General features: G+C 59.9%; 16 protein-coding genes. 8 read left to right on the top strand and 8 right to left on the bottom strand.

From position 1 onward, the window contains the following. Positions 1-39: 39 nt before the first annotated feature. Positions 40-1,176: an FAD-binding oxidoreductase gene (locus C0058_RS26840; protein ID WP_102369871.1), complete on the bottom strand. Its 1,137-nt coding sequence runs from the start codon at positions 1,174-1,176 to the stop codon at positions 40-42. A gap of 254 nt (positions 1,177-1,430) precedes the next feature. On the opposite strand from C0058_RS26840, the gene C0058_RS26835 reads away from it, so the two are divergent. Both C0058_RS26835 and C0058_RS26830 read left to right on the top strand, forming a co-directional pair. Further along, positions 1,431-2,456 carry a hypothetical protein gene (locus C0058_RS26835; RefSeq protein ID WP_087692829.1) on the top strand — a complete coding sequence of 342 codons (1,026 nt, stop codon included), beginning with the start codon at positions 1,431-1,433 and terminating at the stop codon, positions 2,454-2,456. Positions 2,457-2,502: 46 nt separating this feature from the next. Further along, positions 2,503-7,275, top strand: coding sequence for an RHS repeat domain-containing protein (locus C0058_RS26830; RefSeq protein WP_102369870.1), 4,773 nt, complete (start codon positions 2,503-2,505; stop codon positions 7,273-7,275). A 9-nt stretch (positions 7,276-7,284) separates the two neighbouring features. On the opposite strand, the gene rhlB is transcribed toward C0058_RS26830, so the two are convergent. Continuing rightward, entirely contained in the window at positions 7,285-8,772 is a 1,488-nt protein-coding gene (gene rhlB, locus C0058_RS26825) for an ATP-dependent RNA helicase RhlB (protein WP_032899430.1), read from the bottom strand. A gap of 96 nt (positions 8,773-8,868) precedes the next feature. Then, positions 8,869-9,525: an alpha/beta hydrolase gene (locus tag C0058_RS26820; protein ID WP_102369869.1), complete on the bottom strand. Its 657-nt coding sequence runs from the start codon at positions 9,523-9,525 to the stop codon at positions 8,869-8,871. A gap of 347 nt (positions 9,526-9,872) precedes the next feature. On the opposite strand from C0058_RS26820, the gene C0058_RS26815 reads away from it, so the two are divergent. The 4 genes from C0058_RS26815 (at position 9,873) to C0058_RS26800 (ending at position 14,041) form a co-directional block, all read left to right on the top strand. Beyond that, entirely contained in the window at positions 9,873-10,904 is a 1,032-nt protein-coding gene (locus C0058_RS26815; RefSeq protein ID WP_003216321.1) for an amino acid ABC transporter substrate-binding protein, read from the top strand. Positions 10,905-10,976: 72 nt separating this feature from the next. Next, entirely contained in the window at positions 10,977-12,158 is a 1,182-nt protein-coding gene (locus C0058_RS26810) for an amino acid ABC transporter permease (protein WP_003216323.1), read from the top strand. Positions 12,159-12,168: 10 nt separating this feature from the next. Further along, positions 12,169-13,266: an amino acid ABC transporter permease gene (locus C0058_RS26805; RefSeq protein ID WP_003216325.1), complete on the top strand. Its 1,098-nt coding sequence runs from the start codon at positions 12,169-12,171 to the stop codon at positions 13,264-13,266. Between the two features lie 10 nt (positions 13,267-13,276). Next, a complete protein-coding gene (locus C0058_RS26800) occupies positions 13,277-14,041 on the top strand; it encodes an amino acid ABC transporter ATP-binding protein (RefSeq protein ID WP_003171943.1) in 765 nt (254 codons plus the stop codon). A gap of 61 nt (positions 14,042-14,102) precedes the next feature. Here C0058_RS26800 and C0058_RS26795 read toward each other — a convergent pair whose 3' ends face one another. Both C0058_RS26795 and C0058_RS26790 read right to left on the bottom strand, forming a co-directional pair. Continuing rightward, complete coding sequence (locus C0058_RS26795) at positions 14,103-14,585, bottom strand: type II toxin-antitoxin system MqsA family antitoxin (protein ID WP_003216327.1); 483 nt, start codon at positions 14,583-14,585, stop codon at positions 14,103-14,105. Continuing rightward, a complete protein-coding gene (locus C0058_RS26790) occupies positions 14,582-14,893 on the bottom strand; it encodes a type II toxin-antitoxin system MqsR family toxin (protein WP_003216329.1) in 312 nt (103 codons plus the stop codon). Before C0058_RS26790 ends, C0058_RS26795 begins: the two co-directional genes overlap by 4 nt. 159 nt (positions 14,894-15,052) lie before the next feature. Between C0058_RS26790 and C0058_RS26785 the strand changes: the two genes are divergently transcribed. Together C0058_RS26785 and C0058_RS26780 are read left to right on the top strand one after the other, a co-directional pair. After that, entirely contained in the window at positions 15,053-15,712 is a 660-nt protein-coding gene (locus tag C0058_RS26785; RefSeq protein WP_003216331.1) for a FadR/GntR family transcriptional regulator, read from the top strand. Next, on the top strand, positions 15,702-16,982 hold the full coding sequence (locus C0058_RS26780; protein WP_087692825.1) for a CynX/NimT family MFS transporter: 1,281 nt from the start codon (positions 15,702-15,704) through the stop codon (positions 16,980-16,982). Before C0058_RS26785 ends, C0058_RS26780 begins: the two co-directional genes overlap by 11 nt. On the opposite strand, the gene C0058_RS26775 is transcribed toward C0058_RS26780, so the two are convergent. From C0058_RS26775 to C0058_RS26765, 3 genes are read right to left on the bottom strand one after another with little or no spacing between them, the layout of a single operon-like run. Continuing rightward, entirely contained in the window at positions 16,979-17,629 is a 651-nt protein-coding gene (locus tag C0058_RS26775; RefSeq protein ID WP_102369868.1) for a DUF1120 domain-containing protein, read from the bottom strand. The genes C0058_RS26780 and C0058_RS26775 overlap by 4 nt on opposite strands. 15 nt (positions 17,630-17,644) lie before the next feature. Further along, positions 17,645-18,772 (bottom strand): DUF1120 domain-containing protein, encoded by a 1,128-nt coding sequence (locus tag C0058_RS26770; RefSeq protein ID WP_102369867.1) that lies wholly within the window; start codon positions 18,770-18,772, stop codon positions 17,645-17,647. An 11-nt stretch (positions 18,773-18,783) separates the two neighbouring features. Beyond that, entirely contained in the window at positions 18,784-21,153 is a 2,370-nt protein-coding gene (locus C0058_RS26765) for a fimbria/pilus outer membrane usher protein (RefSeq protein WP_102369866.1), read from the bottom strand. Positions 21,154-21,188: the final 35 nt, after the last annotated feature.

Below are 21,188 nucleotides of genomic sequence, written 5' to 3'. Positions count from 1 at the left end.
GGAGCTCCCTCCCCACAGCAAGCTCCCCCGCCACACAGGTCAGGTCGAGGCGTGCAGCCGGTGTGGAGAAAGCATCGCTTCGGTCAACCCGAACGCCGCCAATGCATCCGGCAAAGGCTTGCCGCGCACCAGCGCCGCACTGGCCTGGCCCATCGCCGGAGACGTCTGGATCCCGTAGCCGCCCTGAGCCGCAATCCAGAATAATCCCTCCACCTGTGGATCGAACCCGCAGACCAGATCACCATCGCTGACGAAACTGCGCAGCCCGGCCCAGGTCCGCGCAGGCCGGCGGATGCTCAGGGTGGTGGCTTCCTCGATGTGATAGATGCCCGTGGCGATGTCCAGCTCTTCCGGTTGCACATCGTGGGGCTCCACCGGGTCGGCATTGGCCGGTGAGCCGAGGAACATGCCGGCGTCGGGTTTCATATAGAACGAACCGTCGAGGGCCGCCAGCTCCGGCCATGCGTGGATGTTCAGCTCGGCGGGTGGAGAGAAGACGAACGCGCTGCGACGTTTGGGTTGCAGGCCGATTTTCTGTGCACCGGCCAACTCGCCGATATGGTCGGCCCAGGCGCCGGCGGCGTTGATGATCACCGGGGCGCTGAAGTGTTGTTGGGCCGTGCGCACTTGCCACAGTCCCTGACCGTCACGGGTTAGTTTCTGCACCTCACTGTCGGTGTGGATTTCTCCGCCATTGCGCCGAATGCCGCGCAGGTAACCTTGATAGAGCGCATCGGTATCGATGTCACACACGGTCGGGTCGTAGATCCCGCCATGGACTTTTTCCCGGCGCAGGATCGGCATCATGGCCATCGACTCCTCGACGTCGAGCAGTCGCGTTTCTGGCACAAGGGCTTTGGCACTCAGGTACTGGCGCTGCAACTCACCGGGGTCGCCAATCAAGTCCACCAGCAATTCGCCCCGTGGGGTGAGCAAGGGGTGTTCGGCAAAGCCTGCGGGCGGCTGATCGAAGAAGGCGCGGCTGCCCAGCGTCAGCGCGCGGACCTGGGGCGTACCATAGGCGGCGATGTACAGGGCGGCGGAACGGCCGGTGGAGTGGTAACCCGGCATCGACTCGCGTTCCAGCACGATGACGCGGGCATGGTGTGACAGCCAGTAGCCGGCGGATGCGCCGGCGATGCCACCGCCGATGATGAGGTAGTCGGCCTGGTTCATGTGTTCCTCCTGGATTTGAAAATGCTGAAACCAAATGTGCAGGCTTGCTTGCTCCTCCACAAGCCCGCTTTCACATTTATATTCAGCCTGGCGATAAAGCAGGAAATCGCTATTTCCTTTTGACCTGAAAATTCCGGAAAAACTGTTATTTCTAACAGTAGGCGGTCCCTTCTATAAAGCGCTTACTTGCATCAGGTCGGTACAAGATGTGGCGTTGATGATAACTGTTCTCTATGTTGGATAAGGAGAAGGAAATGAAAGCGGAAGATCCCAATGTTCGTTTAAAAACGTTTGATATTGAATTCCCTCGCGATGGTGGCAATGTAGTTAATAATGAGGTGTATCTGGGTGGCAAACAGCAATGTCAAGTCAATATAATTGTCCAAAAGGAGAGGAGAAACGCTGAAGGTATATGGGAGCTGGCAGCCTTTGAGGCGACGGAGCTTGAAAGTGCCACGGTGGTTGAGTATTCCACAAACCCAGAAGCGACAATTCCGGCCGGATGGTATTGTGATACAAAAAGGAACGAATTTAACATGGGTCGGTGGTCGGGGGTGCTTGAGGAACCCAGCATGGCTACAGCCCCTTCTAACCCTATTATTCAGCCGATGCCCGGTATTGGTCCGCTCGAAAATGAGAAGCGATACCTGAGGTGTGATCTGAGATCAAGTGGTAATCAGCAGTTTATGGCAAAAATTACGGTGGGACGTAAAACATATACAACTAATATGGAGAGAGATAATGTTAATTATCAATCATCTGTCACTGTTAAGTGTCAAGAGCCCTATACATTGTCTGCTGAGCGGCTCGATCATTGGGCTGATACCGACGCCTTTTCAGTGCAGGGTGTGGATGTGGATATTTATTATTGGACGCCCCCCCTTGGGTTGAGATTTGTCGAGAATATACCTCCGACTGATCCCGTAAAATTAAAAGATTCATCTGTTCAGGGGGATCACTTTGATATTTACTACACTCGGGACATTGGGCACGGTATTAGACAGATCGGCGGTGTCATACGGGGTAATACTGTTGGAAACATCACAATGAATAGCCTGCTGAAAAAATCTTCAGGGGGAAATGACCCAATTCCTGCGAACAAGCGCAATACCATCATGCGTGCTGCGCGAGTCAAGGCCTGGTTGGATAACCCCAACACCGATCAACAAGGGGCCAGTATTTGGACAATGGTCGATAGTTATGGCTGCTCGCATCACTATTACCTGACCGAGACCGACAATTACAATGTGATGGTGCTGCGCGCCACTTCAAAACCCTGACGTTCCAGGCATTTCATCCCCTCTCCAAGTGCGAAGCGGTGGGCCTATGGACATCTATTCGAACGCGTTTAATTTCAGTGCCCACCTCGGCGGTTCGGTTGACCTGCGTACCGGGCAGTATGGGTGTCTGGTTCGTTTGGCAGTCTTGAGCCCAAAAGGGCCGTTAGAGGTCAGTCGAGAGATTGCCTTGGCGTTCTCGATGATGGATACCCGCAACAGTGGCTACGGTAAAGGCTGGAGCTTGTCGAATACCGAATTTGACCCGAACAGCTTCAAGCTTACGCTACTCAACGGTGAACAATATCTAACCCAAGGGCTGCCCTCCGTAGGGGACAATGCTGTTATTACCGACCATAAGTTGAAGGACCTCACCATAAAACGGGTTGCGCAAAATACGCTGCACGTAATTTACAAGGATGGCACTGTCGAAATCCTGCGTCCCCTCAGCATTCCCGGTCCCTATAAGATCAGTGCTATCCAGTTCGAAAATGGCGAGCGGCTGAGCTTCCGGTATGGCGGTAATAACTTATTGCAGAGCATTGTTGACGATAAAGAAACCGACCTGTTGATGCTGAAGTATTCCGCCGGATCGCTGGTAACCGCCGATACACTAATTGATGGTAATCGTTATGCCCGTACGCGATTTGAATATACTCATATCGACAACCAACTGACCAAGGTCACGGTTCCTTATGACCTGGCCGGGCCAGTCGCAAGTGAGGCCTATTCGTTTCAGTACCTCAGGTTGCCTGACGCAATGGTGGCTATTTCGCAGGTTATGACACCCATGGGGGGGCAAGAGATAATTCGGTATAACCCCAATGGGCTTCAATACGATGCCCGTTTGTATATTCCGGTCGTCACCCACTGGGAGCAAAATCCTGGGCGCGGGCAGCCCTCTGTCGTCCGATCTTATAAATACAGTCCCAACCGTAACTTCACGGGATATCCTCTGAATGGCGGATTCCGCCAGGGCCAGGATAATTTGTATCGGGTGGATAGCGAGTACGCTTATTGGGCGGAAGAAACTTACGTTGATAATAATGTCAAGCCCCTGCGGTCGACCCGCGCCACTTATAATCGTTTTCACCTGATGACTGAGGAATTAATGCTAGCCAATGGCAGCCAGGTCAAAACCGAGACTGTCTACAATGAAGTTCTGGGCATCCAGTTTCCAAATCAGCCCGCCAATCTCCAACTTCCGAGCCGCATCACCAAGACCTTTGAGCTGTATCCCCAGGGTGGCAACCCCCCAAGGGCGGAAGTGGTCAGTATTACCACCGATGACTTCGGCAACGAACTAAGCCGCACCGAGGCCTCCGGCGTACGCACCGAATACACTTATTACCCGGTGACCGGCGAGCCTCGAAGATGCCCTGCCGACCCCCATGGACTCTTTCAACGTTACCTGAAGCTGGAAAAGCTTTTCCCGGCCAGATCGACCACTGCGGCTCGGACCACTGAACATTCCCACACCGACGTCTCGATAACGGGGGGCGGCTACTTCGTCATGCCGCTTGCCATCAACCTTGAAGGGGGCACCCATACGTCTTATACCTATCATTCTGTGGCCGCCAACCCCGCCCTGCATGGTCGCTTGAAAAGCTCCACGACGACGATCGACAAACTCTCTCTGGTCTCCGATTTCACCTGCACCTTCAATGGCGACTCGATCACCGAAGTCCGGAGCTTGAAGGGGCGTGAGCCTGGTCAATGGCTCGAGTCCGCGCGCACGTGGTCACTGACCAATCAGCGTCTGCTCGACATGACACGTGATGCCGTCGGCAGCCTGGCGATGACGTACGATGTCAGTGGGCGGCTGACATCGGAAACCGCCGCGCCAGCCACGCTCCAGATGGCCCGACGTCGTTATGCCTATCACTTTTCGGCCGGGGCCAAGATGGCCCATTTGGTCACCACGGACGCACAAGGCACCGTGCTCTTTACGTATTTCGATGGCATGGGACGCCAGCTCTCTGCTGCACAATCGCTTGATGGTATTGCAGGCAATGACAGGCTCCTGGGGGACTGGGGGTACGACGCACTTGGGCGGCTCGTGAAGCAAACCCGTCTGGATTATCTGGGGGATGGGCCGCGTACGTTGAAAACCAGTCACGCCTATAACATTTGGGGCAATCCGTGGACGGTAACTCAACCCGATGGTCGGGTACTGATCGACGAGTATGACCCGCTCCTCAATCGCAGGGTGACGGGGGTACAAGGTGGGGCGCAACTGGAAACCTGGTTCAACGAACACAATCAGCCGGCGCGGGTTGAGCGGGTGAGCGCTGGCGGTGCACGCATCGTGGTGGAAACCCGGACTTATGACGGGCTGGGACGCTGCACGGAGCGCGTCGATGCCAGGAAGACCCGGACTGAATACACCTATGACATTTTTGATCGTGTGGTGCGCAGCCTGGAAACCCCTTCCGACGGAACGCCACCCCGTGAGACGTTGACGACGTATGCGCTTGGCACCAGCGAGCCAATGGTGCGCACCCTCACCGTAGACAGCAAGCTGGTTGGCACGCGTGAATACGACAGTCTGGACCGCGTCATTTCCCAGGCGCGCGGCAGCGCAACAGCCACGACCTGGGAGTACAAGCCCAACCAGGTTGCGCCAGTGGCGGTGACTTCGCCGCGCGGTGATCGTCAAGAGTACGGTCATGATCCTGAGCTGGAGACATTAACGAGCGTCAAGATGGCAGGGCATGCACCGATAGACCTTGAGTACGACCCCATCAGTGGAGCGATGCGACAATCACTCACCGCCGGGCTCAAGCATGAGATGAGTTACGACGAGAACGGCTATCTCGCCAAGGAAGTCCAGACGCTGGGCAGCCAGCCCTTGACTAGCCTGACGAGTTATTCGCCGGGTGGGCGGCTGTTGCGGCACTCCGCGGCGGATGGGCAGCACAGTGACCTCGTATATGACCAGTTCGGACGCCTCCAACAGACCACCACCGGTTTCGTCCGCATGATCCGGACTTACGATAGTCTGGGCCGCCTTTCGGCGCGAACCCTCAATTATCAAATGCGTCTTACCGACTCGGTGACCTTTGACGCATGGGGGCGTGAGTCGGAACGCAAGCTGGAACAGGACGGTGCGCTACTGCAGAACATTGTCAGCACCTATTACGACGATGGCCTGCTGGCCACTCGCACGTTGAAAGACGCGAATGACGCCGTGGTCACGGGCGAGACGTTCACTTACGATGGTTATTCGCGACTCAAATCCTATGTGTGCGAGGGCACGCAATACCCGATGGATAAATTGGATCGGGCGATCAAGGAACAGCGTTTCAGTTATGACGGTCTCGATAATATGACTGAAGTGCGGACAACGTTTATCGATGGCAGTAGCGACCGCAGCGAGCGGTTTTTCCAGGGTAAGGACCCTGCCTGCCTGACGCACCTGACCCATACAAACCCGGTACGAAACCTGACCCTGAGCTATGACGCCGCCGGTAATTTGCAACAGGGCACCTTCGGTCGCGGTTTCACGTACAACGGTTTTGACCAGCTCACTGCTGTACAGACCGCCACAGACAAGTACAGCTACCAGTACGACGGTGAAGCACGCCAGGTGCTTGCTGCGCGAGGCAACGAAGCTCCCGTGATGCTGGCCTATGCCGGGGATCGGCTCGACACGCTGGCGCAGGTCAGCATGCGGGCACGTTACGTGCGCGACGGTGACCAGGTGGTGGCCTACCGAGATAGTGGTAATTACCAGAAACTACTGGTTCTTGACGGCGCTGGCAGCGTCCGCGGTGTGGTGGCACCGATCACGGACCAGGTGCGCCGGCATTACGCACCCTACGGTGACGCCAGGATCGAGTTGCGGGATGACGTGTCGCCCACGATGATGGAAATGCAATTGCCCGCCTACAACGGCGAGCGGCTGGACGTACCGGTCAACCTCTATCACCTGGGTAATGGGCGCCGTGCCTATGACCCCGAACTGATGGTGTTTCTCTCTCCTGATCCCCTCAGTCCTTTTGACGAGGGCGGGATCAACAGCTACGCCTATTGTGGCGGTGACCCGGTGAATTGGTCGGACCCCAGCGGCCTCTTCAGTTTTCCAACATGGGCCCGGTGGGCACTGACCGGTGTTGCACTGGGCATGTCGGTGGTCACCGCTGGGCTTGCAACCGCGGGCTTGCTCGCTGCCATCGGCGCTCAAGCCGCTGCACTGACCATTGCCGGCAAGAGCGCGCTGTTGGTAGCCTCAGGCGCGGCCTCGGTAGGTGGGACGTTGGGGATTGCCGCACTGAGCGTTGAGGCGGTCGACAATCAGATGGGCTGGGATCGCTCCAGTCAAATCAACGTCCTGAACTGGGCATCGCTGACCTTTGCAGCGGTGGGTGTCGCGGCCAGTTTAGGGGGCGCAGGCATAGCGGCGACGGGCGCTTCCCGGGCGGTTGAAGTCGCCGCAAGCCCGGCGGTCCGAAGCTTCAGTCTATTGAGTTCCCAAGCAAGGGCTGGATTGCAGGCCGCTGGCAAGTTGCTGACCGGTGCTTCTTACAAGTTCTTCAATGACATTACGCTGCCAAGCCAAGCCTGGGGGGTGACGCGTTTTGGCTTGCGCGTGGTCAATCTGTACCGCTCGGTCGACGGTCGGATCAGAAAGCGCCAGCCGGCAGCGCCTATCGGGGGCGATGCCGAGAACTTGCAGCAGCCACTGGGGCAGCCGCAACCCCAGCCTCAGGCCCATCGCCTTGTCGATATGTCGGGCAGCAGCTTCACTTTCCATGAGGCCTTTTCGCAGGAGGCCTCGCGTGTTCGCCAACCGATCCTGGCCGAATGGAATTCGGCCTGAGCCTTTGGCTTAAGGGCGCTTGCGTTCCACCGGACGCAACAGATGCGTCGGCGGCGTTTCGCAGCTGATCTTGCGGCCCAGCAAGGTTTCGATTGACGGCAACTGGTACGAATCGTCTTCACCGGCAAAGCTGATGGACACGCCCGCAGCACCGGCACGGCCGGTACGGCCAATCCGGTGCACGTAGTCGTCCGGCACTTCCGGAAGGGTGAAGTTGATTACGTGGCTGATGCCGTCGATGTGAATCCCGCGCCCGGCCACGTCGGTGGCCACCAGCACGCGAATCTTACCTTCGCGGAAACCTTCCAGGGTCTTGATGCGCTTGTGCTGCGGCACGTCGCCGGACAGTTGCGCTGCATTCACGCCATCACGCACCAGGCGTTCTTCGATGCGTCGCACTTCGTCCTTGCGGTTGGCAAACACCATGACCCGCTCCCAACCGTTGTCGTTGACCAGGTTGTAGAGCAGCTTGTATTTGTCGGCACCGGCCACGGCATAGATGTGCTGTTCGACGTTCTCGCTGGCAACGTTGAGTGCCTCGATCTCGACGATGGACGGATCGGTGGTCCACTGCTTGGCCAGGTTCATCACGTCTTCGGTGAAGGTCGCGGAGAACAGCAGGGTCTGGCGTTCGTTTTTCGGCGGGGTCTGGCGAATGATCTGACGCACTTGCGGGATGAAACCCATGTCGAGCATGCGGTCGGCTTCGTCCAGCACCATCACTTCGACCATGTCCAGGTGCACGTCGCCGCGCTGATTGAAGTCCAGCAAGCGCCCCGGCGTGGCCACCAGGATGTCGCAGTGGCGCGCTTCCAGGTGCTTGAGCTGCTTGTCGAAGTCCATCCCGCCAACAAACGTCATCACGTTGAGGCCGGTGTACTTGGTCAGGTCGGCGGCGTCCTTGGCGATCTGTACCACCAGCTCCCGGGTCGGGGCGATGATCAGTGCGCGGGGTTCACCCATGTAGCGCTCTTTTGGCGGTGGGGTCTGCAACAACTGCGTAATGATCGAGATCAGGAACGCAGCGGTCTTGCCGGTACCGGTCTGGGCGCGACCGATGGCGTCTTTGCCGGCGAGGGTGAAGCCCAATACTTGCGCCTGGATCGGCGTGCAGTACGGGAAACCCAGGTCCTGGATGGCGTGCATCAGTTCCGGGGCGAGTTTGAAATCATGAAAGCGGGTTTTGCCTTCCTGGGGTTCGACGGCGAAGTCTTCCAGTTTCCAGGGAATAACCACAGGTTTGGGCGCGCGTTCACGGCGCGGCTTTTCCTGGCGTGGCTCCTGGCGTGGTTGGTCGGCGGCTGGCTCTTCAGCGACGTTAACCGTGGCGGGTGTGGTCACCGGCTCTTTTTTTGGCGAGGCTACAGGTGCGGTCCGGCCAGGCTGCTGGCCGTCATTGCGGCTGCCTTGAACGTGGGCGGGGGCACTGGAACCTGGCGCGAGCTGCTCAGCCTCGCTTTTACCGAACATCTTCTTGAGTGCTTTGAGCACGGTCATCTCATCAATTGGTTAAGGAATGTACGCCGGCCAGTGTAATGCAAGAATCGGGCGCGGCGTAGTGCGTTGGTCATGCGGCTACACAATGGGTGGTTTTCAGCCCAGGCGGGCGGCCAACCAGTCACCGATATCGTGTATCTCCTGGGGTAACACTTCGTGGCCCATTGGGTATTCCTGCCATGCAACGGTGACACCGCGCGACTTCAAATGCTCATAGGCGCTGCGACCCATGGCGTTCTGCACCACGTCGTCGTATTCGCCGTGCAGGCACAGCGCCGGAATCCGTTGCTGGCTGGCCGATAATTCGAGTTCGTCACCGAAAGTGGGAGCGTAGGTGGAAAGGGCAATCACGCCACCCAAAGCACCCTGCCATTTCAGGAACGCGGTGTGGAACACCACGGCGCCACCCTGGGAAAAACCGGCAAGGAAAATCCGCGAGGCGTCTATCCCGCTGCTTTTTTGTTCCTTGATCAGGTCGGTAACCATTTTTGCCGAGGCTTCCAGCTCTCCAACACTGATGGAACGCGCCGGGCTCATGGCCTTGATGTCGTACCAACTGGGCATCTCATAGCCGCCGTTGATGGTCACCGGGCGTGTCGGCGCCTGGGGCAGGACAAAGCGCGTCGACAGGAGTTTTTCCTGCAGGGCTTCGGCCACGGGCAGGAAGTCGTAGCGATCGGCACCCAGGCCATGCAACCAGATTACGCAGGCGTCTGCGGGCTTGGCGGGCTGAAGAATCAAGGGTTCGGTCATGTCTGCTCCATATATGTGCGTGCGCTCCGATTGAGTGCGTCGGAACGGTGCGCGACGGGTTGATCTGTTAAGAGAATGTCGCAAGGTTGAATCTTTTGCTCTTGACCATGGGCTGAAACGACTCAGCCATCAGTCTGGTACGGGGCTTGCTATGTGAAACCCGATGTCAAGGCTCACCCCAGGCGGTAACACTATCAGTGACTGGCGCCTGTGGGATAGCAACTGGACTTAAAGCAAAAACCTCATGCTGTTTGACCCCAAAAAAAGCCAACACGGGTCGATGTCGCCTCATAAGGGTGCGGTGGGGTTCGAGCGCAGGCACAACAAGAGCAAAACTGGAGGTTTGAATGAAGGTATTGAAATCCACCCTGGCCATCGTGACCGCGGCTACCGTACTGGGTGTCAGTGGTTTCGCCCAGGCTGGCGCCACTCTGGATGCCGTGCAGAAGAAAGGCTTTGTGCAGTGTGGCGTGAGCGACGGTCTGCCGGGCTTCTCGGTGCCGGACGCCAGCGGCAAGATCCTTGGGATCGACGCTGACGTGTGCCGTGCTGTTGCCGCTGCCGTATTCGGCGACGCAACCAAGGTCAAATTCAGCCAGTTGAATGCCAAGGAGCGTTTCACCGCGCTTCAGTCTGGCGAAGTCGACATCCTGTCGCGCAACACCACCATGACCAGCTCCCGCGATGCCGGCATGGGCCTGAAATTCCCGGGCTTCATCACCTACTACGACGGTGTTGGTTTCCTGGTGAACAACAAGCTGGGCGTGAAAAGTGCCAAGGAACTGGACGGTGCAACCATTTGCATCCAGGCCGGTACCACCACTGAGCTGAACGTCTCCGACTACTTCCGCGCCAACAACCTGAAGTACACCCCGATCACGTTCGACACCTCCGATGAAAGCGCCAAGTCGCTGGAATCCGGTCGTTGCGACGTACTGACCTCCGACAAGTCCCAGCTCTACGCACAGCGCAGCAAGCTGGCTTCGCCGAAAGACTACGTGGTATTGCCGGAAACCATTTCCAAAGAACCACTGGGCCCTGTCGTGCGTAACGGCGACGACGAGTGGCTGGCCATCGTGCGCTGGGTTGGCTACGCCATGCTCAACGCCGAAGAAGCCGGTATCACCTCCAAAAACGTCGAAGCTGAAGCCAAGTCCACCAAGAACCCGGACGTTGCCCGTCTGCTGGGTGCTGACGGCGAATACGGCAAAGACCTGAAAGTGAAGAAGGACTGGGTCGTACAGATCGTCAAGCAGGTCGGTAACTACGGCGAAGTGTTCGAGAAAAACCTCGGCAAGAGCACGCCTCTGGAAATCGATCGTGGCCTGAACGCTCTGTGGACCAACGGTGGCATTCAATACGCACCACCTGTGCGCTGATCGCTGATGGTTCTATCACCCGGTGGGCCAACCGCCGGGTGATGTTCTGTTCCATTATTTCTGGGGCACTTAATGCAAAATCAAATCGGCGCACCAAAACAGAAGCTCAGCTTCAGTGATCCAAAAGTGCGTGCGTGGCTATTCCAGATCATCACGATTGTGGCGGTGGTCTCGTTGGGCTGGTACCTGTTCAACAACACGCAAACCAACCTTCAACACCGGGGCATTACCTCGGGTTTCGACTTTCTTGAGCGCAGTGCCGGCTTCGGCATCGCTCAGCACCTGATCGACTACACCGAATCGGACAGCTATGCCCGGGTCTTTGTGATCGGTCTGCTCAACACCCTGCTGGTGACGGTGATCGGTGTGGTCCTGGCGACCATCCTCGGGTTCATCATCGGTGTGGCGCGCTTGTCGCCCAACTGGATGATCAACAAGCTGGCCACGGTGTATGTGGAAGTGTTCCGCAACATTCCGCCGCTGCTGCAAATCCTGTTCTGGTACTTTGCGGTATTCCTGACGATGCCGGGGCCGCGCAACAGCCACAACTTCGGCGACACGTTCTTTGTCAGCAGCCGTGGCCTGAACATGCCCGCCGCGTTGATGGCGGAGGGTTTCTGGCCGTTTGTGATCAGCGTCGTGGTGGCAATCATCGCCATTGTGCTGATGGCCCGTTGGGCAAATAAACGCTTTGAAGCCACCGGTGTTCCGTTCCACAAGTTCTGGGCCGGCCTGGCGCTGTTGGTGGTGATCCCTGCGCTGTGCGCTTTGGTGTTCGGCGCGCCGCTGCACTGGGAAATGCCCAAGCTGCAAGGCTTCAACTTCGTCGGCGGCTGGGTACTGATTCCCGAGTTGCTGGCGCTGACCCTGGCCCTGACCGTGTATACCGCGGCGTTTATCGCCGAGATCGTGCGTTCAGGCATCAAGTCCGTCAGCCACGGCCAGACCGAAGCGGCGCGTTCCCTCGGGCTGCGCAACGGCCCGACCCTGCGCAAGGTGATCATCCCGCAAGCCCTGCGCGTGATCATTCCGCCGCTGACCAGTCAATACCTGAACCTGGCGAAAAACTCGTCACTGGCGGCCGGTATCGGTTACCCGGAAATGGTTTCGCTGTTTGCCGGCACGGTGCTCAACCAGACCGGCCAGGCCATCGAGGTTATTGCCATCACCATGAGCGTGTACCTGGCGATCAGCATCAGCATTTCCCTGCTGATGAACTGGTACAACAAGCGCATTGCGCTGATCGAGCGGTGAGGAAACCTGCATGAGTACGCATACTTTCAAACCTGATATGCCGCCACCGAACAAAGTGTTCGGGCCGATGGCATGGATGCGCGCCAACCTGTTTTCCAGCTGGCTCAACACCCTGCTGACATTGCTGGCGTTCTACCTGATCTACCTGGTCGTGCCGCCGATCCTGCACTGGGCGATCCTCGATGCAAACTGGGTCGGTACCACCCGCGCCGACTGCACCAAGGAGGGCGCCTGCTGGGTGTTTATCCAACAGCGCTTCGGGCAGTTCATGTACGGCTATTACCCCGGCGACCTGCGCTGGCGTGTCGACCTGACCGTGTGGCTGGCCATCGTGGGTGTGGCGCCGTTGTTCATCTCGCGCTTCACGCGCAAGGCGGTCTACGGCCTGAGCTTTTTGGTGGTGTACCCGATCGTTGCCTACTTCCTGCTGCACGGCGGGATCTTCGGCATGACCAACGTGGCCACCAGCCAGTGGGGCGGCTTGATGCTGACCCTGGTGATCGCCACCGTCGGCATTGCCGGGGCCTTGCCGCTGGGCATCGTGCTGGCGTTGGGTCGGCGTTCGAACATGCCGGCGATTCGTGTGGTCTGCGTGACCTTCATCGAGTTCTGGCGCGGCGTGCCGTTGATCACCGTGCTGTTCATGTCGTCGGTAATGTTGCCGCTGTTCCTGCCGGAAGGCATGGGCATCGACAAATTGCTGCGGGCCTTGATCGGCGTGATCCTGTTCCAGTCGGCCTATGTGGCCGAAGTGGTACGCGGTGGCTTGCAGGCGATTCCCAAGGGCCAATACGAGGCTGCGGCCGCGATGGGCCTGGGTTACTGGCGCAGCATGGGCCTGGTGATTTTGCCCCAGGCACTGAAGATGGTGATCCCGGGCATCGTCAACACGTTTATCGCGTTGTTCAAGGACACTAGCCTGGTGATCATTATCGGCCTGTTCGACCTGCTCAACAGCGTCAAGCAAGCCGCCGCCGACCCGAAATGGTTGGGCATGGCCACTGAAGGCTACGTGTTCGCCGCCCTGGTGTTCTGGATTTTCTGTTTTGGTATGTCCCGCTATTCCATTCATTTGGAACACAAGCTGGACACAGGCCACAAGCGTTAGGAGTGTTGTGATGAGTGAAGCGATCAAACAGCCTGTGAGCCCTGAAGGCATTATTCAGATGCAGGGCGTCAACAAGTGGTACGGCCAGTTCCATGTGTTGAAAGACATCAACCTGAACGTCAAGCAGGGCGAGCGTATCGTGCTGTGCGGCCCGTCGGGTTCCGGCAAGTCCACCACCATCCGCTGCCTCAACCGCCTGGAAGAGCACCAGCAGGGCCGCATCGTGGTCGATGGCGTGGAACTGACCAACGACCTCAAGCAGATCGAAGCGATCCGCCGCGAAGTCGGCATGGTGTTCCAGCACTTCAACCTGTTCCCGCACCTGACCATCCTGCAGAACTGCACGCTGGCCCCGATGTGGGTACGCAAGATGCCCAAGCGCAAGGCTGAAGAAATTGCCATGCACTACCTTGAGCGCGTGCGTATTCCGGAGCAGGCCCACAAGTTTCCGGGGCAGTTGTCCGGCGGCCAGCAACAGCGCGTGGCGATTGCCCGTGCGCTGTGCATGAAGCCGAAAATCATGCTGTTCGATGAGCCGACCTCGGCGCTCGATCCGGAAATGGTGAAAGAGGTACTGGACACCATGATCGGCCTGGCGGAAGACGGCATGACCATGCTCTGCGTGACCCACGAAATGGGCTTCGCGCGCACCGTGGCCAACCGCGTGATCTTCATGGACAAGGGCGAGATCGTTGAACAGGCGGCGCCGAATGACTTCTTCGACAACCCGCAGAATGATCGGACCAAGTTGTTCTTGAGCCAGATTCTGCATTGATCGATGAGTGATGCTTGAAACAATAAACCCGGCCTGGTGCCGGGTTTATTTTTGCCATCAATCAAGTTGTCGTCAGGGTCTCGTGCTCTTTATGTACCGTATGCACGGAATTGCGAAGATCTGCGCCTTCACTCAGGATTTTTGCTTCGACCAGCAAGTGGGGGTGACGCTCAAGCAAACGCATCAGGACTACCAGGGATTTGGGGGGCAATACCTCACCGCGCTCGTAGCGAGATAAGGCGTTGTGGCCGCCACCCGATAGCAGTTGTACCGTTTCTTTTTGTGAAAGGTGCAGTTTGCGGCGTATGCGCTTCATCTCGGTGCCGACCATCTGCCTGAAACTGTGAACGATTTCATCGCAGTGGTCTGAATAGCGTTCCGCGTCTTCGGGGTCCAGGATCACCTCTCCACATGCCTGGCACTCCCATCCAGACAGATCGTCTATACGGCGATGCAAACCTTTGACTTCCGATGTTTCGCTACGTCCTGAGAAGTGATGCATTCCGTCATGCCTGCCGCAGCTGAAGCATTGCTCTGTTTTCATGGGTTTTTCTCCTTGAAGGAGATCACCGGAGGTTTACCATCCGTGCGGTAGGTCACCTTGATGTAGATCTCCAGATCATGTGAGTGAATGTGATACACATCTTGCCAAACTCGATGGTCGTCATGAGTGGTCATCGACTTGTACAACATCGTGTTTTTCAACTCGAAAATGACTGCCTGCATTTGTTCGATGCTTAAATCAAGATCCTCGCCGCAACGGCGTGCGCTTTGAGTAAATGCTTGCTTTCCAAGCCGCCTGACATCCGCCTTTATCACCGCCAGATCGTAATGAGGTGTGTACTTTTCCATAAGACACCTGAGTCCAATAATTACCCTCTGAGGGTAATTTTACCAATCGAAAATACTGCTCCTTTGCCTGCCCAAGAACCCTAGTGCGTTGCCTTTGTAGGCAACTCCGAATAGGCTGTGGGAAAATTCATCCTATGATTGGATGAAAGGACGAAACCCATGACAGACATCGCCCCCCTGATCAAACGCTCCCTCGTCGATCAAGCCCTCGAACAGTTGCGCCAGCGCATCACCCAAGGCGTATGGGCCATCGGCGAACGCCTGCCCACCGAGCCCGAGTTGTCTGCCGAGTTGGGGATCAGCCGCAACACCGTGCGTGAAGCCATGCGCGTATTGGCATTCTCCGGGTTGATCGAGATCCGCCAGGGCGACGGCAGCTATTTGCGCTCCATGACCGACCCGCTGGGCGCGATGAAAGCCTTGTCCCACTGCACCCTGGCTCAGGCGCAGGAGACGCGGCAGATTCTTGAAGTCGAGGCAGTCGGCTTGGCCGCGTTGCGCCGCACCGATGAAGACCTGGTCGCTTTGCGCGCGGCCCTCAACGCCAGCGGCGACCATTACCACGGTGATCTTGAGCACTACATCAGCTGCGACCTGGTGTTCCACAAACGCCTGGTGGACGCGGCCCACAACCCGGCCTTGAGCGAGCTGTATCAGTACTTCTCGAGCATTGTCGGCGCGCAACTGCGCCAGACCCTGAATATCCAGCCGCGCCGGCAAGCGGTATTCGACCTGCACGGCGCCTTGCTCGATGCCGTGGAGCAACAGGACCCGGAACGCGCCAAGGCCCTGTCCCGGCAGTTGATCAATGAACCTTGAACCCGAGACCACCATGCCCCGTTCAGAAAATGCCCTTGATGAACTGCTGATCGACGCCGAAGCCGATGACGATGAGGTCCAGCACAGCCCGCCGGTGGTAAGCCGTCCGTGGTTGTTGCTGTTGGGCCTGATCCTGGTGGCGCTGAACCTGCGCCCGGCGTTGTCGAGCATGGCGCCGCTGCTCGCTGAGGTCTCCCACAGCCTGGGTCTCTCGGCGGCCAAGGCCGGGTTGCTGACGACGTTGCCCGTGTTGTGCCTGGGCCTGTTCGCGCCACTGGCTCCGATCCTGGCCCGACGTTTTGGCGCCGAGCGGGTGGTGCTGGGCATTCTGCTGACCCTGGCCGGCGGCATCATCCTGCGCAGTTCATTCGGTGAGGCCGGGCTGTTCGCCGGCAGCCTGCTGGCGGGCGCGAGTATCGGCATCATCGGGGTGCTGTTGCCCGGTATCGTCAAGCGCGATTTCGCCAAACAGGCCGGCACCATGACTGGCGTGTACACCATGGCCCTGTGCCTGGGTGCAGCGCTGGCGGCGGGATCCACGGTGCCCCTGAGTCATTACTTCGGCGACAGCTGGAACATCGGCCTGGGGTTCTGGATTCTCCCGGCGTTGGTCGCGGCGTTGTTCTGGTTGCCACAGGTCGGCCAGAAACACGGCGCGCACCAGGTGGCCTATCGCGTGAAGGGCTTGTTGCGTGATCCGCTGGCCTGGCAGGTGACCCTGTACATGGGCCTGCAATCCTCCCTGGCGTACATTGTGTTTGGCTGGCTGCCGTCGATCCTGATCGGCCGTGGCCTGAGCGCCACCCAGGCGGGCCTGGTGCTTTCCGGTTCGGTGATTGTGCAACTGGCCAGTTCCCTGGCTGCGCCCTGGCTGGCCACCCGCGGCAAGGACCAGCGCCTGGCCATCGTGGTGGTGATGGTGCTGACCCTGGGCGGCCTGTTCGGTTGCCTGTATGCACCGCTGGACGGTTTGTGGGGCTGGGCGATATTGCTGGGCCTGGGCCAGGGTGGCACTTTCAGCCTGGCGCTGACCTTGATCGTGCTGCGTTCACGGGACGCCCATGTAGCCGCCAACCTGTCGAGCATGGCCCAGGGCATCGGCTACACCCTGGCGTCCATGGGGCCGTTCGCGGTCGGGCTGGTGCATGACTGGACCGGTGGCTGGAACGCCACCGGCTGGATTTTCGCGGTGATCGGCCTGGGCGCGATCATCGCGGGGTTGGGCGCCGGGCGTGCGCGGTATGTCGGCGTGACCAGCGAAAAGGTCTAGAGGTACAGCACTTCCATAGTGCTGGAACCATCGATATGCACGTCGCTGCTGAGGTCGAGATTGTTCTTGGCAGCGATCACCGTATCGACCCTGACCAGGCTGCTCAGCGTCTGGAAGGCCGTCGGCCCGCTGGTGCTGCCGACGGTGTCGGTAAAGCCGAGAAAGCTGCGCGAACCGATGTCGATCGGGTTGCTGTTGGCGGTGCGCCAGGCGATCCCGCCGCTGGTGGACTCGGTGCCGTAAACCTCCGGCAGGCTGTCGATCACCGTCTGTTTGGGGTCGAAGGTCAGGGAGTACAGCCCGATCTTGTTGCCGCTCGGGTCCAGTCCCAGCCCGTAGTAGATTTCGCTGTTGACGTTGGCGGTGCCGTCGCGGTTGTCGCTCATGCGCAGGGCGTAGCGAGTCGCTGCCTCGCAGTTGATGGTCACGCTCAGGTAGCGCACCGGCAGGCGTTTGCCGCGATCAATGTTCAACTCCTGTTGGGAAATCTTGCCGTAGTCGATCAGCCCGTTGCTCGACAGCGCCGGTGTACAGGCACTGGGAGTGAGCAAGCCGGTGACGCCGAGTTCGACACTGGAGGCTGCCGTGGCACCGCTGCTGAGGGTCAGCAGGGCAAGTGTTGCGAGAGAAAGCTGGCGTAGGTGCATGACCATACTCCTTGATCAGAGGTAGATGATTTCAATCGTGCCCGAACCGTCGAGCAGTACTTCCGTACGCAGGTCCAGGCTGTTCATGGGGGACAGGACGGCGCGCACGCTGATCTGCCCACTCAGGTTCTGGATCGCGGTCGGGCCGGCATTGCTGCCGGGTAGAGCGGTAAAGCCGAGCAAACTGCTGCTGCCGATGGGAATGGGGTAGGCGCTGGAACTGCTCCAGGCCACGCCGCCAGTGGTGGAGTCGGTGCGATATACCTGGGGCAGGGCATCGGCGCGCAGGTCGAAGGGGTCGAAATAGAGGAAGTACCGGCCGATTTTATTACGGCTGTCGTCCACTCCCAGGCCGTAGGCGGTTTCGTCGATGCCGCCGGTGGCCGAGCCTTTGCGGTTGTCATGCATGCGCAAGGCGAAATGAGTCGGGCCGTCGCAGCCGATACTCAGCAGCAGGCTGCGGGAGACCAGCCCGGTTTCCTTGTCGGTGTTAAGGCTCCTGGACCACATACGGCCAAAGTCGATGATGCCGCCGTTGGACAGCGTGGTCTCGCAGGCCGCCGGAGCGAAGCCGGCTTGCAGCGACAACTCCCGTGCGCGGCCGCTGGCGACGGCGTCGATCAAGCCGCTGGCTTCCCAGGTCACCGCGTCGCGCACTTGCAGGGCGTCGGCCTGCGCCCAGGCATTGACCAGCAATTGCGCCGAGAAGCTGCTGCCGGTGGTCGGCGCACCGTCGCGCAACGGTACGATGGCCTGGTCGGGCCGCCAGTCGAGTGTCCTGCCCCTGGCACTGGGCGCCTGGCCTTGCCCGCTGGTCAACCCCAGTTCAACAGCCTGGCCGTCGAGTACCGCATCGCCGATGTGCACGCGGTAACTGCCACGCTCGGTAAAGCGGTAGCGCTCGGCGGTCGCGGCCAGGGCTCGGTAGAACACGTGCATATCGGTGGGCGTCGGGCAGTTCAGGTTGAGGCTCAGGCGGCGTTCTCCCAGCAGGATTTCTGCGCCGGGGTTGCGCTGCACGGCGCGGTTCATCACGCCGAAATCCAGGCGCGACTGGCTTAGGGTCAGTTGGCATTCGTCGGCGTGCGCCCGGCCCTGGACGATGGCGCCCAGGGCCAATCCCAGCAGTAACAATCGCTTCATCACAGTCTTCCTCATGGCATCACACAGCGGGCCGGGGCGGTTTCGAAATACACCTGCGGGTCGGCTTTTTCCGCGAGTTCAACCTGCAGTTCACAGCGGCTCATGCCCGGTGCCTTGACCCACAGGGGGCGTGGGTCCAGTACGTTCGGCAGGAACACCTGGCCGCCTTCCTGCACCAGGGTCACGAACTCGCCATCGACGGTACTCACCGTGGCGCCACGGGGCAGCGGCGTGCCGTGGTCGGTGGTCACTGTGAGCAAGGCACGACGGGTCAGGGCCACGCCGAATTCCACGCGGTCGACCGCACCGCGCCCGGCGCTGATGACGGCCAGGCCGTTGCTGATATCGGCGTTGCGCGGCAGCGACTGGGTTTGCACTTCCACGGGGCTGCGCCCGTAGGCGGACACCTGCGGTACCACGGCCTGGCCCTGGAAGTCGGTCCACACCGGGCCGCTGGGCGTGGTGAGCTTGACCCCGGCCATATCGCCGACAGACACCAGCGCAAAGGTCTCGCGCACCGGATAAGGCGAGAAGGTCACGCCACCGCTGTGGGCCACCACTGCACCGCGCACACCGCCCTGGTAGCTGGAGCGCTCGGCGTCAGAGCGGCTGTAGTTCATGTCCAGTTGTGCATAGCGCGGCAGATAGGACACGCCGAGGGTGGATTCCACTTGTTGGTCGCGGCTGTCGTGCTCGGCGCTGACCCGGTAACTGAGTTGATCGTTGACCTGCTCGTTCACCCCCAGGCCGATGCGATGCTCGCCACCGGAGTTGCGCACCCAGGAGCGCCCACGCCGGTTCTCACCCAGTGGCACGCTCAGGTTCAGGTACACCGCGTTCTCGTTATTCTGCCGGCCGCTGACCTGCCACTCGGCACTGGCCGACAGCGACACGCCGCGCACGCTGGTGCCCCATGAGGCCAGGGCACGGCTGCTGTTTTCGCCGTTGAACGTGGTGGTGCGCGACAGGCCGGCATTGAAGGCACCCAGCCATGGATGGGCCCAGCCCAGGGCCAGGCTCTGCTGGTCGCGATAGCGGGTGAGGCGACCTTCGTCGTCCCGTGAGTCGTAGTAGGCGGCGTCTTCCAGCTCCCGGTAGCCCATGGTGCGGTGGGAGGCGCCGGCGGTGATCGACCATTGTCGGCCCAGGCGCTGGGACAGGCTCAGGTCGGTCTGTACGCCGCGTTCACCCAGGCGTTGGGCATCGGCAATCTGGGTCGACAGTTGTACCTGGCCGTCTGGCCACGGCAACAGGCCGAGGCTGGCACCCGTGGCACGGTAGTCTTCGGCGGCAAGCGCGCCGGCCCCCAGGCTCAGGCGCGGGTTCAACGCACCGCTCCAGCCGCCGCTGATTACCCATGGATCGTCGCCCCGTGTAGCGCCGATATTGCGCACCCGGCCCGCCCCCAACGAGTAACCCGGGGCTGGCAAGCCGATGCCGAGCATCGCCGCCGGCACCGTGAAGCGCCGCTCTTCGCCGGTGCTTTCCTTGACCGTCACTTCAACGTCCGAGCGTGTGTTCAGGCGCCTCACGTCGGTCAGCGAGAACGGCCCGGCCGGCACCACCGTGGAGTGAATCAGCGCGCCGTTCTGGCGCACCTCGACCTGGGCCGGGCTGTTGGCGATGCCGCTGATGGTCGAGCCCTGTTCCTGGTCCTGCAGGGCCTGTTCGGTAAACAGCTGCATGCCGGTGATCTGCGCGGACGACAGCACCGGGTTGTAGAGGTTGATCTGCCCGGCCTGCAACACCGCCTGCTGCTCGGCGAAGGTGCGCTGGGCATAGGCTTCCAGGTGGGTACTGCGGGACCGGGAGTCTTGCCAGGTCTGTACCTGGCGGCTGCGCACGATCCAGTCGCCGGCGTTGAAGCCCAGCTCGGTATTGGCCGAGCCGAAGCGGCTGGCGTCGTCGCCATAACGGTTGTACAAACCGGTGAGGTCGTAGTTGAGCAAGCCGGCGAACCCTCCGGTTTCATAACCGGACAGCTCACGTTGGCGCGGGCGCAGGGCATCGGTGGGCACCATCAGGCTCACGCTCAGGCTGGCGGGGTCTTGCTCCACCACGGTTTGCGGGTATTCGCCGAGGAAGTCATGGCAGGTGCTGTCGCCCAGCGGCGCGGGTATCACCAGGTCGGCGGCGTCCAGCAGCGGGCGGTCAAAGCACAGCGCCCCCTGGCTGTCGAACTGAACATCAAGGCGGCCACGGCGCTGGCCGTTCACCGTCAGGCTCACGGCGTGGCGGCCGCTGGTGTAGCGCGGTGCGTCCAGCAACAGGTAGGCCAGTTCCGGGTCGATACCGCGCTGGTGCAGGGTTTGCGCGTCGAAGGCGTCGCCCCAGGCATCGGCCGACAGCAACGCCATGGTCAGTGGCAGCGCGGCCCGCATCCGGGCGGGGCGTAAAGGACAGTCGGGCACGGCTT

The organism is Pseudomonas sp. NC02 (genome assembly GCF_002874965.1).
GTDB lineage: Bacteria > Pseudomonadota > Gammaproteobacteria > Pseudomonadales > Pseudomonadaceae > Aquipseudomonas.
This window is presented reverse-complemented; position numbering and strand designations above follow the sequence as displayed.